Source organism: Rathayibacter sp. SD072 (assembly GCF_017355185.1).
Taxonomy (GTDB): domain Bacteria; phylum Actinomycetota; class Actinomycetes; order Actinomycetales; family Microbacteriaceae; genus Rathayibacter.
The window spans coordinates 62,835-81,130 of the sequence record NZ_JADILJ010000008.1 but is presented as its reverse complement, the minus strand read 5'-3'; the positions used below and the strand labels follow the sequence as shown (position 1 = coordinate 81,130).

Here is an 18,296-nt window from a genome sequence, read left to right as displayed (position 1 = left end):
GCTGGTCGGTACCAGTGGGCTCTACGCCGAGAGCTCGGTGCGGCCCTTGGCGCGGCGTGCGCTCAGGATGCCGCGGCCGGCGCGGGTGCGCATGCGCAGGCGGAAGCCGTGCACCTTGGCGCGACGACGGTTGTTCGGCTGGAAGGTTCGCTTGCTCATAGTTCAATCTCCACGTACGTGTTCCTCGGTACCGGCGGGGCGACCGCCGGGGCGGTGCTCCGGTCTCCCGGGAAGAAAGGGAGCCCGGCTCCGATCAGGACGTGTCCCTGAGGACCGACCGAGCGACCCCGGGCAGGCGTCAACTGATTAAAACTACGGCCTGTCCCGCCACCGGTCAAATGGGACCGGGCCGAAACCTCGATTCTGCCCGCGCGACGGCGTGTTCCGCGCATTGACACGCGGAGTCGGCTGTGGTGGATTTGTCTCCCGTCGGCTCCTTCGTTACCGTGTTGAGCCGCAGTTATCCACAGGCCCAGGCCGCCCGTTCCCGCGTCCGCGCTGGCATCGGCTCCCTCCTGTGGAGGGCCCTGTGGACGACGTTCGACCCCCGGACGGGCCGGATCACCGACGGACTCCGCGCGTTCGCACTGCGAACGGCGCCGCCGCACGGCGATGAGCATTTCGACAGCGACCGAGGACCGGAGACAGATGCCAGAGGACACGTCGATCGTCGACGCGTGGAAGGTGATCCTCGGGGCCCTTTCGCAGGACGATCGCATCACGGCTCCGCTCTACGGATTCGTCTCGCTCGTGGAGCCCAAGGGCATCATGGCGGGCACCTTCTACCTGGAGGTCCCGAACGAGTTCACCCGCGGCATGCTCGAGCAGCGCGTGCGCGTGCCGCTCCTCAGCGCGATCGGCACCCTCGACGACTCCTTCGGCGTCTCCACCTTCGCCTTCGTCGTGAACCCGGACATCGAGCACGAGCCGTTGAGCTCGCCCGCCTCGTCCGAGTCGCTGAACCCGTTCGAGCCGATCACCGGTTCCTCCCCCGCCCTCACCCCGGTGCGCGTGGTCGAGGAGATGCGGACCGTCCCGGCAACGGACACCCGGCTGAACCCCAAGTACAGCTTCGACAACTTCGTCATCGGCGGATCCAACCGGTTCGCGCACGCCGCGGCGGTCGCGGTCGCGGAGGCGCCGGCCAAGGCGTACAACCCGCTCTTCGTCTACGGCGACTCCGGACTGGGCAAGACCCACCTCCTGCACGCCATCGGCCACTACGCGATGAGTCTCTACCCGGGCATCCGCGTGCGCTACGTGTCATCCGAGGAGTTCACCAACGACTTCATCAACTCGATCGCCAACAACCGGGGCAACGCGTTCCACGGCCGGTACCGCAACGTCGACATCCTCCTGATCGACGACATCCAGTTCCTGCAGGGCAAGGCGGAGACGCAGGAGGCGTTCTTCCACACCTTCAACCAGCTGCACGATCACAACAAGCAGGTCGTGATCACGTCGGATCTGCCGCCGAAGGCCCTGACGGGGTTCGAGGACCGGATGCGCTCGCGCTTCGAGTGGGGCCTGATCACGGACGTCCAGGCGCCCGACCTCGAGACGCGCATCGCGATCCTCCGGAAGAAGGCCGTCAGCGAGAAGCTGCTCGTGCCCGACGACATCCTCGAGTTCATGGCGTCGAAGGTGTCGAGCAACATCCGCGAGCTCGAGGGGACGCTCATCCGCGTCACCGCGTTCGCGAGCCTCAACCGCACTCCGGTCGACATGTCGCTCGTGCAGACGGTGCTGAAGGACCTGATCACGCTCGACGAGGACAACGTCATCTCGCCGGTCGACATCATCAATCACACCGCGGACTACTTCAAGCTCACCGTCGACGACCTCTACGGCTCGTCCCGCTCGCAGGCCGTCGCCACCGCACGTCAGATCGCCATGTACCTCTGCCGCGAGCTGACCAACCTGTCGCTGCCCAAGATCGGCCAGCTCTTCGGCAACCGCGACCACACGACGGTCATGTACGCGAACAAGAAGATCTCGGAGCTCATGAAGGAGCGCCGCAGCATCTACAACCAGGTCACCGAGCTGACCACCCGCATCAAGACGAACCGCTAGCGGCCCTCCACGGCTCACTCCTCTGCCGGTCGAGCACCCGCGCTACGGGCCCCGAGCTGCTCGTCGGACCCCCTTCCTGCTGGTCGAGTAGCCGCACCGCGGCGTATCGAGACCCGCCGACCCTGTGACGGGGATCTCGATACGCGCCCTGCGGCCGCTACTCGATCAGCAAGCAGAGGGTGCAGGCCGTCTCCGGTCGGCACCGCGAATTCCTCCCGCTGGTCGAGTAGCCGCACCGCGGCGTCTCGAGACCCTGCCCTCGACGACTCCGACACGCCGTCGCCCCCCTCCGCGTTCGACGCATCGAACGGATTCCGACGCTTTCCACACGTGTGCAGAACCTGTGGATAACTGTGGACAACCGAGCTCGAACTGTGCGGCCGATCGGCCCGCCTGTGGAATCCGGTCGACGCGCTCGGATCTCTCAACAGGGCGTCCACCGGCGCGCTCACAACTCCTCCACAGAGGCAGGGGGTCCGGATGCCAGCGGGGAGTAGGGGCCACCAGCGCTTTCCACAGTTTCCACACGTGTTAACACTGTTAACGCAGTTCTCTCTTTAATCAGGGCGCGAACGACAACCTTGTGGAAGGCGCGAGGAGAGGTCGGAGGAGTCCACCCCTTCTGAGCGCGGCGAGACACCCGGGTACGATGGGCGACGGTCTTCGTCCGCGACTCGTCAGGGGTGTTCTCGTGAGGTTCCAAGCCAACCGCGATGTCTTCAGCGAGGCCGTGTCCTTCGCGGTCAAGCTGCTGCCGCAGCGCACCACCCTGCCGATCCTCTCCGGCGTCCTCATCGAGGCGACGAGCGAGGGCCTCACGCTCTCCTCGTTCGACTACGAGGTCTCGGCGCAGACGCAGATCGCGGCCGACGTCGAGGAGCCCGGCACTGTCCTCGTCTCGGGACGCCTTCTCGCCGACATCGCCAACCGTCTGCCCAACGCCCCCGTCCGCATCGCGACGGAGGAGTCCCGCGTGACGGTCTCGGCCGGATCCGCGCGCTTCACCTTGCTGCAGATGCCCGTGGAGGAGTACCCGTCGATCCCCGAGATCGACGCGTCGACCGGGCTGGTCCCCGCCGATGCCTTCTCGGCCGCCATCTCGCAGGTCGCCGTCGCCGCCTCCCGCGACGACGTGACTCCGGTGATCACCGGCGTGCAGCTCGAGATCACCGAGAACACCATCGGCCTCGTCGCGACGGACCGCTACCGCGTCGCCGTCCGCGAGATCGACTGGGACAACGGCGACAACCCCGCTCCGAGCCAGCCGCTCACCGCTCTCGTGCCGGCGCGGACCCTGCAGGAGGTCGGCAAGACGTTCGGCCACTCCGGCACTGTCTCGGTCGCGATCACGCAACGTGACGAGCGCGAGCTCATCGCCTTCACGGCCGACCGCAAGACGGTCACGTCGCTCCTGATCAAGGGGAACTTCCCTCCGGTCAAGCGCCTCTTCCCCGCCTCGGTCGAGAACTACGCGGTCATGGCGACCAGCGACCTCATCGAGGCCACGCGCCGCGTCTCGCTCGTCCTCGAGCGCGAGGCCGCCCTCCGCTTCAGCTTCAGCAGCGACGGCCTCACCCTCGAGGCCATCGGATCGGAGCAGGCGCAGGCGTCCGAGAGCATCGACGCGATCCTGACGGGCGGCGACGTCGTCGTCTCGCTCAAACCGCAGTTCCTGCTCGACGGGCTCGCCGCGGTGCACTCGGAGTTCGTGCGCATCGCGTTCACGAAGACCGAGAACCCCAACAAGCCCGGTCCGGTCCTGCTCACGGCCCAGACCTCGCGCGAGCAGCCCGGCAACGACAGCTACCGCTACCTGCTGCAGCCCAACCTGCTCCTGCGCTGACCCCCCTCTTCGATCGCACCGTCGCGACCCTCCCCGCTCCCGACGAGCGCCCGCCCGCCGGCTCATGAATCCAGGAAGGTTCACCATGCACATCGGACTCGTCGGACTCGGCAAGATGGGCGACAACATGCGCTCCCGCCTCCGTGAGAAGGGGGTGGAGGTGACCGGATACGACCGCAACCCGGACGTCTCCGACGCCGCCTCCCTCGACGACATGATCGCCGCCCTGCCCGCGCCCCGCGTGGTGTGGGTCATGGTCCCCGCCGGAGAGATCACCGACAGCGTCATCACCGACCTGTCCGAGAAGCTCTCGGAGGGCGACCTCGTCATCGACGGCGGCAACTCCCGTTTCACCGAGGACTTCAAGCACGACGCGCTGCTGAAGCCCAAGGGGATCCACTACATCGACGCCGGCGTCTCGGGCGGCGTCTGGGGTCTCGAGAACGGCTACGGCCTCATGGTCGGCGGTCCGAGCGAGCTCGTCGAGTACGCGATGCCCGTCTTCGACGCACTGCGCCCCGAGGGACCCCGCGAGGAGGGCTTCGTCCACGTGGGCGAGGTCGGCGCGGGTCACTACGCGAAGATGGTGCACAACGGCATCGAGTACGCGCTCATGCAGGCGTTCGCCGAGGGCTACGAGTTGCTCGACACCCGCAAGGACATCATCAAGGACGTCACCGGCACCTTCAAGGCATGGCAGCGCGGCACGGTCGTGCGCTCCTGGCTCCTCGAGCTCCTCGTGCGTGCGCTCGAGCAGGACCCGGAGTTCGAGCACATCGAGGGCTACGTCCAGGACTCCGGCGAGGGCCGCTGGACCATCGAGGAGGCCATCAACAACGCCGTCCCGGTGCCCACGATCAGCGCCTCGATCTTCGCGCGCTTCGTCTCACGCCAGGAGGACTCCCCCGCGATGAAGGCCGTGGCGGCGCTGCGGAACCAGTTCGGCGGGCACAGCGTCAAAGCCGTCGACTGAGTCGACGGGCTCGGACCGGCTGTGCCGGTCCTCGCGGCGGTCGGCTTCCTGAGGCGGTCACGTTCCGCAGAGCCGGTCGCGTCCGGCGACCTGCGGACGGCGGCGCTCGATGCTTGCTGGTCGAGTAGCCCCGCAGGGGCGTATCGAGACCCACGTGATCCAGCAGCCGGGCCGATCGTCGGGTCGGTGTCACGGACACGGGGCGGCGGGGATCCCGGCTGATCCCTCCGCTGGTCGAGGGGCCCCGGAGGGCCGAGTGCTCCAGCGGAGGAGGGCACAGGCGCATCGGGCAGAGTGGGACGGAGGAGGTGGTGACGTGCACGTGGTGCAGCTGGCGCTGAGCGACTTCCGGAACTACGGATCCGTCGACGTCGCGCTCGTGCCCGGGCCGAACCTCTTCGTGGGGCGCAACGGGCAGGGCAAGACGAACCTGGTCGAGTCGCTCGGGTACCTCTCCACCCTGGGGTCGCACCGGGTCTCGAGCGATCAGGCGCTCATCCGGGCCGGCCGGGACAGCGCCGTGGTGCGGGCCCGACTCCGCAACGGCGATCGCGAGCTGCTGGCCGAGGTGCAGATCAACCGCTCCTCCCCCAACCGCGCCCAGATCAACCGCGGCGGCATCAAGCCGCGCGAGCTGCCGCGCTTCTTCTCCAGCGTCCTCTTCGCACCGGAGGACCTCCTCCTGATCCGCGGCGACCCGTCGGCCCGGCGCCGCTTCCTCGACCAGCTGGTGATCCTGCTCTCCCCCCGGATGAGCGCGGTGCAGGCCGACTACGAGCGGGTGCTGCGCCAGCGCAACTCGCTGCTGAAGTCGGCGCGGGCGAGCGGCATCCGCGACGTCTCCAAGCTGAGCACCCTCGACATCTGGGACGAGCGGCTGATCGCCCTCGGCTCCGAGATCATGCAGTCGCGCCTCGCTCTCGTCGACGAGCTGAGCGGACCGGTGCGTCGCGCCTACGAGGCGGTGGCCGGGGCGGACCAGCGGCCGGTCCTGCGCTCGCGCCTGAGCATCGAGGGCGCGGTCGATGACGACGGCGAGCCCGTCGAGAGCGCCGAGCCGGGCTCACCCGTCGAGCGCGCAGGGCTGACCGATGCCTTCGCCGCAGCCCTGACGGCGGTGCGCCGCAAGGAGCTCGACCGCGGGATCTCGCTGGTCGGACCGCACCGCGACGACGTGCAGTTCGAGCTGAACGACCTGCCGGCCAAGGGGTACGCGAGCCACGGCGAGAGCTGGTCGTTCGCCCTCGCCCTCAAGCTGGGCGCCGCGGAGCTGCTGCGCCGCGACTCCCCCATGGGCGATCCCGTCCTGATGCTCGACGACGTGTTCGCGGAGCTGGACTCGCGCCGCCGCGAGCGGCTCGCCTCCGTCGTCGCCGACTACGAGCAGGTGCTCATCACCGCGGCGGTCTTCGACGACGTGCCGGCCGCACTGGCGGCGCACACCGTGAGGATCGAGGCGGGCAGCATCGTCGAGCCCGAGACCCCGGGTGGCGCGGCGATCGCACCCGAGCCGGGGGTCTCCGGTTCGGAGCGGTCGGCCGACGCGACGGATCCGGACCTCGCGCACTCCGAGCAGTCGGCCGACGCGGCACCCGAGGCCCAGCCCGCCGCCGAGGAGCCGGCCCGTGGCTGACACCCCTCGTCGCGGCTCCCCCGCGCCCGAGACCGAGGCCGCGCGCGTCTACCGGCACCTCAAGGAGGTGTTCGGCGGCGACGGTCCGCGCCGCGTCCGCAGGACAGTCGAGCGCGCGGAGCCCAAGGGCGACGCGATCCCGTTCGGCAAGGGACGCGACCCGCACGACCTCGGCGACGTGCTCGAGTCGCTCACCCGCAAGATGGACTGGACCGCTCCGCTCGCCCAGGGCGACCTCATCTCGTCGTGGACGGCGATCGCCGGCGAGGAGACCGCGAAGCACTCCACTCCACTGGGCGTCGTCGACGGAGTGCTGAGCGTCGCGTGCGAGTCGACGGCCTGGGCGACGCAGCTGCGGCTCATGCGGATCGAGATCATGAACCACATCGCGGTGAACTACCCCGAGGCGGGGATCGCGTCGATCCGATTCCAGGGCCCTGACGTACCGAACTGGAAAAAGGGCCCCAGGTCGATTCCAGGGCGTGGTCCGCGCGACACCTACGGCTGAGGACGCATTTTCGGTCGACCCCGCCGATCCAGGGCGTCAGATCGCCGCAGAGCGCCGCGGATCGTCCTCCCGCGCGGTAGAATGGAGGGCCGCCGAACCGCAGTGACGCCGCTCCCGAGTCCGTTCGGGAGCAGCGCGGTCCACCACTCGTGGGACCTCGCGCAGCGGGAGCGATCTCCAGATCCTCCCCCGCGTCGCATCGGACCGTCAGAGGAGAACTCCACAGCTATGACATCTGAGCCGACCGACTCCACGTCAGCCCCCGCAGCGAACGACCTGGACGCGAACGGCTCCACCGACGCACCGTCCTCCGGGATGTCGACCAAGTCCTCCGGCGACTACGGCGCCAGCCAGATCCAGGTCCTCGAGGGCCTCGAGGCGGTGCGCAAGCGCCCCGGCATGTACATCGGATCCACGGGGCCGCGCGGTCTGCACCACCTGGTCTACGAGATCGTCGACAACGCCGTCGACGAGGCGCTCGCCGGGTACTGCGACAACATCGAGGTCGTCATGCGGGCCGACGGAGGCGTGACGGTCGCCGACAACGGCCGCGGCATCCCCGTCGACATGCACCCGACCGAGGGCATCTCGACCGTCGAGCTCGTCCTGACCGTGCTGCACGCCGGCGGCAAGTTCGGCGGCGGCGGCTACGCGGTGTCCGGCGGACTGCACGGCGTCGGCTCGTCCGTCGTCAACGCCCTCTCGACGAAGCTCGAGGTCGAGGTCAAGCGCCAGGGCAGCGTCTACCGGATGTCCTTCGCTGACGGCGTGCCCGTCGCGCCCCTCGAGAAGGGCGAGGCGAGCGACGAGACCGGCACCACGATCACCTTCTGGCCCAACGGCGAGATCTTCGAGACCACCGAGTTCGACTACGAGACCCTCCGTGCCCGCTTCCAGCAGATGGCGTTCCTCAACAAGGGCCTGCGGATCGCGCTGACCGACCAGAACGAGGTCGAGTTCGACGGCGAGGGGGAGGACGAGACCGTGGGCGTCCGCGGCGACGTCTTCCACTACGAGAAGGGCCTCGTCGACTACGTCGAGTACATCAACTCGCTCAAGAAGTCCGACCTCGTGCACTCCGAGATCATCGACTTCGAGAGCGAGGACAAGGAGCGCCGCATCTCGCTCGAGGTCGCGATGCAGTGGACGACGGCCTACACCGAGAGCGTCCACACCTACGCGAACACCATCAACACCCACGAGGGCGGCACCCACGAGGAGGGCTTCCGCGCGGCGCTCACGACCCTCGTGAACAAGTACGCCCGCGCGAAGAACCTCCTGAAGGAGAAGGACGACAACCTCTCCGGCGAGGACATCCGCGAAGGCCTCACCGCGGTCGTCTCGATCAAGCTCGGCGAGCCGCAGTTCGAAGGCCAGACGAAGACCAAGCTCGGCAACACCGAGGCCAAGGCGTTCGTGCAGCGCGTGACCGGCGAGCAGCTCGCCGACTGGTTCGACCGCAACCCCACCCAGGCCAGGGACATCATCAGCAAGTCGATCCAGGCCGCGTCGGCCCGGATGGCGGCCCGCAAGGCGCGCGAGACCGCCCGCCGCAAGGGCCTGCTCGAGGGCGGCGGCATGCCCGGCAAGCTCAAGGACTGCCAGTCGAAGGACCCGTCGCTCTCCGAGATCTTCATCGTCGAGGGCGACTCGGCGGGCGGATCCGCGGTGCAGGGCCGCAATCCCGAGACGCAGGCGATCCTCCCCCTCCGCGGCAAGATCCTGAACGTCGAGAAGGCGCGCCTCGATCGCGCACTCGGCAACAACGAGGTCCAGGCCATGATCACGGCCTTCGGCGCCGGCATCGGGGAGGACTTCAACCCCGACAAGGCCCGGTACCACAAGATCATCCTGATGGCCGACGCCGACGTCGACGGCCAGCACATCACGACGCTGCTGCTGACGCTGCTGTTCCGCTACATGCGACCGCTGATCGACCTCGGCTACGTCTACCTCGCGCAGCCGCCGCTGTACCGCCTCAAGTGGTCGAACTCGCCGCACGAGTACGTCTACAGCGACCGCGAGCGCGACGCCCTGATCGCGCACGGCGCCGCGTCGAACAAGCGCATGCCGAAGGAGAACGGGATCCAGCGCTACAAGGGTCTCGGCGAGATGGACTACAAGGAGCTGTGGGAGACCACGATGGATCCGGCCACCCGGACCCTCCTCCAGGTCACGCTCGACGACGCGGCCGCCGCCGACGAGATCTTCTCGACCCTGATGGGCGAGGACGTCGAGTCGCGGCGCTCCTTCATCCAGAAGAACGCCAAGGACGTGCGCTTCCTCGACATCTAGATCGCATCGCGATCTACAAGGCGGCAGCCCCGCGGCATATGGCCGCGGCGAGCGACCATCTCGACAACGTGACGGCGGCCCTCAATGGGCCGCATCAGCCCTATAACGACTGACACCCAGCGCGACCGCCGCCCCCGTCCACCCGGGGCCCGGACCCACCTGAGAGACCAGAGATCATGGCAGACGAACCCACCACCCCCACCGGTCCGGACGACAGCGAGGACATCGTCACCGAGACCGGTGTGGTGATCCACGGGCACGACAAGATCGAGCCCGTCGATCTGCAGCTCGAGATGCAGCGCTCGTACCTCGACTACGCGATGAGCGTCATCGTGGGTCGCGCGCTGCCGGAGGTGCGCGACGGCCTGAAGCCCGTGCACCGCCGCGTCATCTACGCCATGTACGACGGCGGCTACCGCCCCGACAAGGCGTTCTCGAAGTGCTCGCGCGTCGTCGGCGACGTGATGGGCCAGTTCCACCCCCACGGCGACTCCGCCATCTACGACGCACTCGTGCGCCTGGTCCAGCCGTGGAGCCTCCGCTACCCGCTCGCGCTCGGCCAGGGCAACTTCGGCTCCCCCGGCAACGACGGCGCCGCAGCACCCCGGTACACCGAGACTAAGATGGCCCCGCTGGCCCTCGAGATGGTCCGCGACATCGACAAGAACACCGTCGACTTCCAGGACAACTACGACGGACGCACCCGCGAGCCCGCCATCCTGCCGGCGCGATTCCCCAACCTGCTCGTCAACGGATCGGTCGGCATCGCGGTCGGCATGGCCACGAACATCCCGCCGCACAACCTCCGCGAGGTCGCGTCGGGTGCGAAGTGGGCGCTCGAGCACCCGGAGGCATCGCGCGAGGAGCTGCTCGAGGCGCTGCTGCAGCGCATCAAGGGCCCCGACTTCCCCACCGGCGCCCAGATCCTCGGCGTCCGCGGCATCCAGGACGCGTACCGGACCGGTCGCGGCTCGATCACCATGCGCGCCGTCGTCTCGATCGAGGAGATCCAGGGCCGCACCTGCCTCGTCGTCACCGAGCTCCCGTACCAGGTGAACCCCGACAACCTCGCGATCAAGATCGCCGAGCTCGTCAAGGACGGCCGTGTCTCGGGCATCGCCGACATCCGCGACGAGACCTCGGGACGCACCGGTCAGCGCCTCGTCGTCGTGCTCAAGCGCGATGCCGTCGCCAAGGTCGTGCTGAACAACCTCTACAAGCACACGCCGCTGCAGGAGAACTTCGGCGCGAACATGCTCGCGATCGTCGACGGCATCCCGCGCACGCTCTCGCTCGACGGCTTCATCCGCGCGTGGGTCGACCACCAGGTCGAGGTCATCGTGCGGCGCACCCAGTTCCTCCTCGACGAGGCCGAGGCGCGCATCCACATCCTGCGCGGCTACCTCAAGGCGCTCGACGCGCTCGACGAGGTCATCGCCCTCATCCGCCGCTCCCCCACGGTAGAGGAGGCGCGCGACGGCCTGATGGAGCTCCTCGACATCGACGAGGTGCAGTCGCGGGCGATCCTCGACATGCAGCTGCGCCGCCTCGCCGCGCTCGAGCGCCAGAAGATCATCGACGAGCACGACCGAATCCAGGCCGAGATCGAGGACTACAAGTCGATCCTCGCGAGCCCGGAGCGCCAGCGCAGCATCATCTCGGACGAGCTCGACGAGATCGTCGACCGCTTCGGCGACGACCGCCGCACCGAGATCCTCTTCGGCTTCGACGGCGACATGAGTGTCGAGGACCTGATCCCCGAGGAGGAGATGGTCGTCACCGTCACCCGCGGCGGCTACCTCAAGCGCACCCGGAGCGACTCGTACCGCGCGCAGCACCGCGGCGGTCGGGGGGTCCGTGGCGCCCAGCTGAAGGCCGACGACATCGTCGAGCACTTCTTCGTGACCACCACGCACCACTGGCTCCTCTTCTTCACGAACACCGGACGCGTGTACCGCGCCAAGACGTACGAGCTGCAGGAGGCGAGTCGCGACGCGAAGGGTCAGCACATCGCGAACCTGCTCGCACTGGAGCCGGGCGAGCAGATCGCGCAGATCCTCGACATCCGCGACTACGAGGCGGCGCGCTACCTGGTGCTCGCCACCCGCGACGGACTGGTGAAGAAGACCGCGCTCGCGGAGTACGACACCAACCGCTCCGGCGGCATCATCGCGATCAAGCTCCGTGAGGGCGACGAGCTCGTCTCGGCGCTGCTGGTCGACGAGGACAGCGACGTGCTGCTGGTCTCGCGCAAGGGCATGTCGATCCGCTTCACCGCCTCCGACGAGGCGCTGCGGCCCATGGGCCGCTCGACCTCGGGAGTGCGCGGGATGTCGTTCCGCGGCGAGGACCGTCTGCTCGACGCGAACGTCGTGAGCGACGAGGGCTTCGTCTTCATCGTGACCGAGGGCGGCTACGCGAAGCGCACCGCGGTCGACCAGTACCGCCTGCAGGGCCGGGGCGGACTGGGCATCAAGGTGGCCAAGCTGGAGGAGAAGCGCGGCGACCTGGTGGGCGCGATCATCACGGGGGAGGACGACGAGGTGCTCGTCGTCCTCGCCGGAGGCAAGGTGGTACGCTCTGCCGTGGCCGAGGTACCGGCCAAGGGTCGCGACACCATGGGAGTCGTCTTCGCACGATTCGCAGAGGACGACCGCATCATCGCACTCGCCAAGAACACCGAACGCAATCTCGACGCCCCGGACGAGGATCCCGACGCCGCAGCGGCGTCCCCCGAATCCGACACGGTGTCGGAGGAGGATGGGTCCGTAGATGAGTAGCACGGTCGCCGAGAAGCTCGCCAGGAAGTCCGCGAAGAGCCCGGCGGCGAAGCAGGTCCGCCTGAAGCTCGTCTACGTCGACTTCTGGTCGGCGGTGAAGCTCTCGTTCCTGCTCGGGCTCACGCTCGCGATCATCACGATCGTCGTCGTCTACCTGGTCTACACGGTGCTCGCGCAGACCGGAGTCTTCGACCAGGTCAACGGCCTCGTCCAGGACATCGCCGGCGCGGAGGCGTTCGATCTCAACACGATCATCTCGCTCCCCCAGATCATGGGCTTCGCGGTCGTCGTGGCCGTGCTCAACACCATCGTCACCACTGCGCTGGGTGCGATCGTGGCGCTGCTGTACAACCTCAGCGTCAAGATCACGGGTGGTCTGCTCGTCGGCTTCACCAACCAGTGAGCCGCACGGGTCCCGGTACGCGCCGGGACCCGAGGCCCGATTGGGATTCTGGCGGTTCGTCAGGTAGAGTCTCATCTGGCCATTTCGGGGGTATAGCTCAGGCGGTTAGAGCGCTTCACTGATAATGAAGAGGTCCCAGGTTCAAGTCCTGGTACCCCCACCCGTGCCGATCGGCCCGTCACCTCGCGGTGGCGGGCCGTTCAGCTCTCGGAGACGGATCGCCCCGTCTCCGGCCCGGGGCCTTAGCTCAGTTGGTAGAGCGCCTGCTTTGCAAGCAGGATGTCGGGAGTTCGATTCTCCCAGGCTCCACATTCCTCATCGTCTGTTGTTCCCGGACATGCGCTCCCTAGCCCGCAGATCGCCTGGAGCGGGATCGACGTCATCCGCAGCGTGACGATCTCTCGGCGCAGACAGCATGCTCGATCATTCACTGCCCTGGGCGTTGTCGGCGTGCGCGAGCGCCGAAGTCATCCAGCGCCTGGAGCACCTCCGACGATTGGAAGTGCCTATTGCGTCGGCCCGCGCTCGATTGGGTCAGGATGTCGGCTTGCACGAGTTTCTGAACTGAGGCGTCTGCTGCTGGGAAGCTCACGTTCAACTCATTCGCGACGATTCCGGTCGTGACGACCGGTTGTCGCAGGAGGAGGCGCTTGAGGGCGTGAACCGAGGAATCCCGTCGGGCTCGGACAAGTTCATCCCAGCGCGCCGCAATCCGCGTGATGTCCTTCTCCAGAGTGCGACCGTTGGAGATCGCGGAGAAGGCTGCTTCTGAGAGGGTTTCGATGATCGGGCGAAGATCGCCCGCCCTGTAGGCAGTCAGAGCGTCGAAATAATGCTCCGTGCTTCCGAGCAGGCCGGCAGACACGGGAACAGTGACGTTGGTGGTCACGCCACCGGCGCGGAGCATGCCCTGAATGAGGGCACGACCTGTACGACCGTTGCCGTCCGGAAACGGATGGATCGTCTCGAACTGGGCGTGCGCGATGGCGAGTTGTGCGATGACGGGAAGATCGACTCTTCTCGAGAACTCCATGACATCGTCCATCAATTCGGGCACGAGGTCGTGGTGCGGCGGGACGAAAGAAGCTCCGTGCGGGGACACGCTTCCTCCTCCGATCCAGACCTGCTCCCTGCGCCACATTCCGACGGTCTCAGGATTCGTCTTCTCAAGCAGCACTCGGTGCATCGTGAGGATCGCTTCCGCGTCGAGATCGTCGGAAAGCGCTATGGCGGCCTTCATCGCTTCAGCATTTCTCATTACGAGTCTCGCGTCGGCTGACGTCGAATCACCGATCTCCGCAAGGGCGACCTGCTTCGCGCTCGACGTGAGATTCTCTACTTCCGAGCTTGATGCGCTCTCCGTGCGGAGCAGGATCGACGCGAAAGGCGCAGCCAGGCTTCCGACTTCTGTGTCGAACCTTGTTAGTTCGCGGCCTGCGTCCTCGCTGAGAGCCACGAGGTCGGCAGGGAGCGTCACATCACGGGCTGCGATGAGAGGCGGTACTGCGGCGAGGTACGGTCCGTGAGCAGCTCGTATGCGTCGCCGGGATCCGACTTCGTCGCCTGTGGGCGTCCACGGCCTGGTCTCGTAGGAAGTGGACGGCCACGCCGTCATGACTCCGGCCGATTCTGCATCACTGGACATGACACCATCATATTAAAGGATCAGGTCCTAACATAGAATATAAACGGGTTCGCACCAGCCCTTGTCGGTGGGGCGGGTGGGGGACCATGGCCGTCACGCGCCCTCGCAGGCCAGTCCGAGGAAGTTCTCGACCGACAGGACCTCCGACGTCTCGTCACGGACGTCGCCGACGATGATCTCGCCGACCGACAGGGTGTCGAACTGCTCCGCGCGGAACACCACGGGTCGCGCCGACATCGGACGGTCCTCCGCATAGGCGCTCAGCGCGTAGTCGACACCGGGAGCGAACCGCTCGACGACCGGGTCGGCCGGCCAGACCGTGCGACCGACGAGATCCGTGGCTCCGAGATCGACGATCGTGTCCGGCGACTCCCACCGGGTGATGCGGCGCAGCCCGTCTCCGAGGATCAGCGGGGCTGAGTCGTCGACCGCGAGATCCAGGCCGTCCACCACTCCGGAGCAGACGACGACCACGCCGATGACCTCGCCGCGCTGGCCCCCGCGTCCGAGTCCGACGACGGCGCTGGCCTCCTCGGCGCTCGAGCACCCGGCGAGGGCCGCCGCGGCCATCGAGGCGAGCACGACCGTGCCGCTCACGACCGCGAGGCGATGCCGCATGAGACCTCCTCCGGCCACCCTACGGCGCGTCGGCTGCAGCGGACTCCGGCAGGGCCCGGGCGAGGGCGGCGAGGGCCTGGGGGAGCGACGGCGCCCCCTCGGCGCGGAACACGGCACTGCCGTCGGACGACCGGACGACCACGGTCGGAGTCGAGCGGACCTGCTCCGCCTCGGCCAGATCGGCCCGGAACGCCACGTCGTACTCGCGCAACTCGGCCGCCGGCACCAGCTCGACGGCGTGCTCCAGGACCGCGCGAGCCGCGTGGCAGGCGCCGCAGAAGGCGGAGGAGTACAGCTCGACGATCACACGGGGGACAACGTGCCGGCGGAGCGTGCGATTCCCGTCAGCGGACGAGCCAGGCCTCGTTCATGCCGAGCGCGACGTCGACGAGCTCGACCCGCTCGAGAGCCTCGACGTCGCCGAGGGGGAACCAGGATGCGGCGTCCGTGGATCCGTCGACCTCGTGGGTCAGCTCTCCGCCGGTGATGCGGGCGCGGTAGACGATGCGGATGGCGTGCAGCGGGCCGGCCTCGGGGTCGCTGCGGCGGTGCGCCGGGATCACGTGGGAGTCGACCCCGATGAGGGCCTCGAGCTCGGAGTGGTAGCCGGTCTCCTCGAAGATCTCGCGCACGGCGGCGTCGGCCGGGGACTCGCCCTCGTCGATGCCGCCGCCGGGCAGCGTCCACGCCTGCCAGGGTCCCTGGCTCCAGTGCGCGAGGAGCATGCGGTCCCCGTCGATGATCACGCCGTACGCGGCGACACGGATATCCACGGCAGAAGCCTAACTCCGGACGCTTCCGGACATGCGGCAGGCCCGGACCCCGCGAGGCGGAGTCCGGGCCGGACGGGGAGGATCAGGAGGCGGTCGATGCCGCGGACTGCGCGGCGCTGGCCGGCTCGTCCTCGGCGACCCACAGCTCGTCGTCCGCGCGGAACGTCTGCCAGACGGCGTAGCCGATGCCGCCGACCGCGACGAGCGCAGCGCCGATGGCGAAGACCGTGCCGGCGCCCGACTTCTTCTTGGGGGGAGTGGTCAGCTCCTCCCAGCGCGCCTTCGAGATCTCGCCCAGCTTGGCGCGGTTCTTCGAGTCCTTGGCCGCCTCGAACGCGGCAGCGGCGGTTCCTCCGACAGCGGCGAAGGTCGGGACGACCTTGTGCAGCACGGTGTCGCGAGCCGAGGAGTAGGTGCCCTCGACCGCGTGGACGCCGTTGTCGTACACGGGCTTCACCCGCGACTGGTAGGTGTCCTTCGCGAAGGGGACGAGCTCCTTCTTCGCGTACTTGGCGGCGTGAGCGCGGCTCTTCTCGAGAACGGAGGCCGCGTGCGCCAGCACCTCCTGCTGCTCACTCCAGACCGCCTCGGCGTTCTTGCGGAGGCGCTTGAGATCCTTCTTGTGCTTACGTGACAGACCCATGTGTGGTCCTCCATCGGCTACGAGCAGCGAACTCCTCAATACTGCCACTCATCGATCCGGCTCCGCATCGCGCACCCAGCGCATTGACACCGGGCACAGGGGACCCCTACATACGCGCTGTGCGAGAATCCCCCCATGCCTTTGCACACCGCAGTCGCGACGTTCCACACCAACAAGGGCGACATCGTCGTCAACCTCTACGGGAATCACGCTCCCAAGACGGTCCGCAACTTCGTCGGTCTCGCGACCGGCGACATCGAGTGGACCCACCCGGCCACCGGCGCGAAGACGAAGGAGCCGCTCTACAACGGCACCGTCTTCCACCGCGTGATCCCGGACTTCATGCTCCAGGGCGGCGACCCGCTCGGCCAGGGCATCGGAGGCCCGGGCTTCCAGTTCGACGACGAGATCAACCCCGAGCTCGACTTCACGCAGCCGTACATCCTCGCGATGGCCAACGCCGGCAAGCAGGCGGGGCGCGGGACCAACGGCTCGCAGTTCTTCATCACCGTGGCGCCGACGACCTGGCTCCAGGGCAAGCACACGATCTTCGGCGCGGTCGCCGACGACGCGTCGAAGCAGCTGGTGCAGTCCCTGTCGACCGTGGCCACCGACGGCCGCGACAAGCCGCTCGAGGACGTCGTCATCGAGAGCGTCGAGATCACCGAGGTCTGATCCCCTCTTCCACCTTCTCCTCGAGGGCCGGGTCCGTCTGGATCCGGCCCTCGTTCTCCCCGGAGGCGAATCCGTGACCCAGGTCCCGCCGACCAGCGCGTACGCGTGCTACCGCCACCCCGACCGGCAGAGCTTCGTGCGCTGCCAGCGGTGCGGCCGCACCATCTGCGGCGAGTGCCAGACGCCGGCTCCGGTGGGAGTGATCTGCCCCGACGACATGGCGCAGCAACGCGCGGAGGCCCCCCGCACGCGCAGCCCGCTGGTCTCGAGGGTCCGCGCCATGACCCGCGCCGATCAGCCGACCGTCACGTACGCGATCATCGCCCTCTGCGTGTTCCTCTGGATCCTCGAGGTCCTCCCCGTCGTCGGCAACCTCGTCATCGGCGGGCTGGCGTACGTCCCCGCCTACACGCTCCCCGGTTTCGGCGCCGGATTCGAGCCATGGCGGATGCTCACCTCGGTCTTCCTCCACAGCACGTCCGTCTTCTTCGTCATCCCGTTCCATCTGGCGCTGAACATGTACACGCTGTGGATCTTCGGCATGGCGCTCGAGCGGATGCTCGGCCGCGGCCGGTATCTCGCGCTCTTCCTGCTCAGCGGCTTCGCGGGATCCGTGGGCGTCCTCCTGCTGGCCGGCCCGCTCACCACGGTCATCGGCGCCTCCGGAGCGATCTTCGGCCTGATGGGGGCCTATCTGGTGATCCTCCGGCACCTCGGCGGCCAGGCGTCGCAGCTGCTGGTGCTCGTCGGCCTCAACCTCGTCATCGGATTCCTGCCCGGGATGAACGTGGCGTGGCAGGCGCACGTCGGCGGCCTCGTGGCCGGCGCGCTCATCGGTCTCGTGTTCACGAAGACGCGGCAGCGTGCGCAGCGCCGGACGCAGAACCTGCTCGTCGGCCTGATCGGCGCCGGCCTGGTCGCGATCACCGCGGGAGCGTACCTCCTGGGCTGAGGCGCTCGTCGGCCGCGATCCGCGAGGGCGGGGCGGGGTCTCTGAGGAGAAGTCACCACCCGGGTCGGCTGCAGCCTGCTGATCGACCATCCCGCGCAGCGGGCGTCTCGAGATCCACCGGAAGGCCGGACGATGACCCGGATCCGCGTGCGGACGCGGGTCCCGGGACGCCCCTGCGGTGCTACTCGGCCGACGAGCTGACGGGCAGGCACTCCTTCGCCCACTCACCGGGACGCGACGCGGCTCCTCCGCTCGACACGTGCTCGGGGCGGCTGCCTGACCAGCAGGAGGATGCTTGTCGCCGGTCGTAACCGCATCGTGCGGTTAGTGCCGGAACAGCGGAGTAACCGGTCGAAGTGGTTGCGGCGCGAGGCGACGTAACCGGCTCGAGAGGTTCTTCCACAGGCACCCTCCCCAGGTGGGGAGAAAGTTATCCACAGGGTTGTTAACAATGGGGAGAACTACGCGGCTGTCATTCCGCG

Annotated in this window: 16 protein-coding genes and 2 tRNA genes; 12 read left to right on the top strand and 6 right to left on the bottom strand. The window is 68.0% G+C overall.

The genetic code is table 11. The annotated features are described in order from the left end of the window. Positions 1–21: 21 nt before the first annotated feature. On the bottom strand, positions 22–159 hold the full coding sequence (rpmH, locus tag IOC53_RS05280) for a 50S ribosomal protein L34 (RefSeq protein WP_055784512.1): 138 nt from the start codon (positions 157–159) through the stop codon (positions 22–24). A gap of 453 nt (positions 160–612) precedes the next feature. Between rpmH and dnaA the strand changes: the two genes are divergently transcribed. The 10 genes from dnaA (at position 613) to IOC53_RS05230 (ending at position 12,817) form a co-directional block, all read left to right on the top strand. Further along, the gene (dnaA, locus tag IOC53_RS05275; protein WP_374070300.1) at positions 613–2,073 is read left to right on the top strand and encodes a chromosomal replication initiator protein DnaA; all 1,461 of its coding nucleotides are present in this window, start codon (positions 613–615) and stop codon (positions 2,071–2,073) included. Between the two features lie 691 nt (positions 2,074–2,764). Next, complete coding sequence (dnaN, locus tag IOC53_RS05270; protein ID WP_207403315.1) at positions 2,765–3,916, top strand: DNA polymerase III subunit beta; 1,152 nt, start codon at positions 2,765–2,767, stop codon at positions 3,914–3,916. Between the two features lie 85 nt (positions 3,917–4,001). After that, the gene (gnd, locus tag IOC53_RS05265; RefSeq protein WP_207403314.1) at positions 4,002–4,889 is read left to right on the top strand and encodes a phosphogluconate dehydrogenase (NAD(+)-dependent, decarboxylating); all 888 of its coding nucleotides are present in this window, start codon (positions 4,002–4,004) and stop codon (positions 4,887–4,889) included. Between the two features lie 316 nt (positions 4,890–5,205). Next, a complete protein-coding gene (gene recF, locus IOC53_RS05260; RefSeq protein ID WP_207403313.1) occupies positions 5,206–6,522 on the top strand; it encodes a DNA replication/repair protein RecF in 1,317 nt (438 codons plus the stop codon). Continuing rightward, on the top strand, positions 6,515–7,030 hold the full coding sequence (locus IOC53_RS19415; protein ID WP_207403312.1) for a DUF721 domain-containing protein: 516 nt from the start codon (positions 6,515–6,517) through the stop codon (positions 7,028–7,030). Before recF ends, IOC53_RS19415 begins: the two co-directional genes overlap by 8 nt. Before the next feature lie 315 nt (positions 7,031–7,345). Further along, the gene (gene gyrB / locus IOC53_RS05250) at positions 7,346–9,325 is read left to right on the top strand and encodes a DNA topoisomerase (ATP-hydrolyzing) subunit B (protein ID WP_242682961.1); all 1,980 of its coding nucleotides are present in this window, start codon (positions 7,346–7,348) and stop codon (positions 9,323–9,325) included. 176 nt (positions 9,326–9,501) lie between these two features. Then, a complete protein-coding gene (gene gyrA, locus IOC53_RS05245; protein WP_207403310.1) occupies positions 9,502–12,105 on the top strand; it encodes a DNA gyrase subunit A in 2,604 nt (867 codons plus the stop codon). After that, positions 12,098–12,508: a DUF3566 domain-containing protein gene (locus IOC53_RS05240; protein ID WP_207403309.1), complete on the top strand. Its 411-nt coding sequence runs from the start codon at positions 12,098–12,100 to the stop codon at positions 12,506–12,508. The genes gyrA and IOC53_RS05240 overlap by 8 nt, the downstream gene beginning before the upstream one ends. Positions 12,509–12,594: 86 nt before the next feature. Then, a tRNA-Ile gene (locus IOC53_RS05235) sits at positions 12,595–12,668 on the top strand. Between the two features lie 76 nt (positions 12,669–12,744). Continuing rightward, positions 12,745–12,817 (top strand) — tRNA-Ala (locus IOC53_RS05230). A gap of 118 nt (positions 12,818–12,935) precedes the next feature. On the opposite strand, the gene IOC53_RS05225 is transcribed toward IOC53_RS05230, so the two are convergent. The 5 genes from IOC53_RS05225 to IOC53_RS05205 all read right to left on the bottom strand — a co-directional run bounded on the left by IOC53_RS05225 (position 12,936) and on the right by IOC53_RS05205 (position 16,187). Further along, positions 12,936–14,153, bottom strand: coding sequence for a Fic family protein (locus IOC53_RS05225; protein ID WP_242682943.1), 1,218 nt, complete (start codon positions 14,151–14,153; stop codon positions 12,936–12,938). A 93-nt stretch (positions 14,154–14,246) separates the two neighbouring features. After that, positions 14,247–14,771, bottom strand: coding sequence for a hypothetical protein (locus IOC53_RS05220; protein ID WP_207403308.1), 525 nt, complete (start codon positions 14,769–14,771; stop codon positions 14,247–14,249). A gap of 19 nt (positions 14,772–14,790) precedes the next feature. Beyond that, positions 14,791–15,078: a thioredoxin domain-containing protein gene (locus IOC53_RS05215; RefSeq protein ID WP_207403307.1), complete on the bottom strand. Its 288-nt coding sequence runs from the start codon at positions 15,076–15,078 to the stop codon at positions 14,791–14,793. Positions 15,079–15,115: 37 nt separating this feature from the next. After that, a complete protein-coding gene (locus IOC53_RS05210) occupies positions 15,116–15,544 on the bottom strand; it encodes an NUDIX hydrolase (RefSeq protein ID WP_207403306.1) in 429 nt (142 codons plus the stop codon). Positions 15,545–15,626: 82 nt separating this feature from the next. Beyond that, on the bottom strand, positions 15,627–16,187 hold the full coding sequence (locus tag IOC53_RS05205; RefSeq protein WP_207403305.1) for a hypothetical protein: 561 nt from the start codon (positions 16,185–16,187) through the stop codon (positions 15,627–15,629). Between the two features lie 135 nt (positions 16,188–16,322). Here IOC53_RS05205 and IOC53_RS05200 point away from each other — a divergent pair, with 135 nt between their 5' ends. Continuing rightward, entirely contained in the window at positions 16,323–16,862 is a 540-nt protein-coding gene (locus tag IOC53_RS05200; protein ID WP_056868835.1) for a peptidylprolyl isomerase, read from the top strand. Between the two features lie 73 nt (positions 16,863–16,935). After that, a complete protein-coding gene (locus IOC53_RS05195; RefSeq protein WP_207403304.1) occupies positions 16,936–17,814 on the top strand; it encodes a rhomboid family intramembrane serine protease in 879 nt (292 codons plus the stop codon). The last annotated feature ends 482 nt before the right edge of the window (positions 17,815–18,296 follow it).

Excerpts from the sequence above, each read along its gene's own strand:
- IOC53_RS05205 (WP_207403305.1), bottom strand. The coding sequence starts at position 16,187 with ATGGGTCTGTCACGTAAGCACAAGAAGGATCTCAAGCGCCTCCGCAAG.
- gnd (WP_207403314.1), top strand. The coding sequence starts at position 4,002 with ATGCACATCGGACTCGTCGGACTCGGCAAGATGGGCGACAACATGCGC.
- IOC53_RS05240 (WP_207403309.1), top strand. The coding sequence starts at position 12,098 with ATGAGTAGCACGGTCGCCGAGAAGCTCGCCAGGAAGTCCGCGAAGAGC.
- IOC53_RS05220 (WP_207403308.1), bottom strand. The coding sequence starts at position 14,771 with ATGCGGCATCGCCTCGCGGTCGTGAGCGGCACGGTCGTGCTCGCCTCG.
- IOC53_RS05225 (WP_242682943.1), bottom strand. The coding sequence starts at position 14,153 with ATGTCCAGTGATGCAGAATCGGCCGGAGTCATGACGGCGTGGCCGTCC.
- gyrB (WP_242682961.1), top strand. The coding sequence starts at position 7,346 with ATGTCGACCAAGTCCTCCGGCGACTACGGCGCCAGCCAGATCCAGGTC.
- rpmH (WP_055784512.1), bottom strand. The coding sequence starts at position 159 with ATGAGCAAGCGAACCTTCCAGCCGAACAACCGTCGTCGCGCCAAGGTG.
- dnaA (WP_374070300.1), top strand. The coding sequence starts at position 613 with ATGAGCATTTCGACAGCGACCGAGGACCGGAGACAGATGCCAGAGGAC.
- gyrA (WP_207403310.1), top strand. The coding sequence starts at position 9,502 with ATGGCAGACGAACCCACCACCCCCACCGGTCCGGACGACAGCGAGGAC.
- IOC53_RS05200 (WP_056868835.1), top strand. The coding sequence starts at position 16,323 with ATGCCTTTGCACACCGCAGTCGCGACGTTCCACACCAACAAGGGCGAC.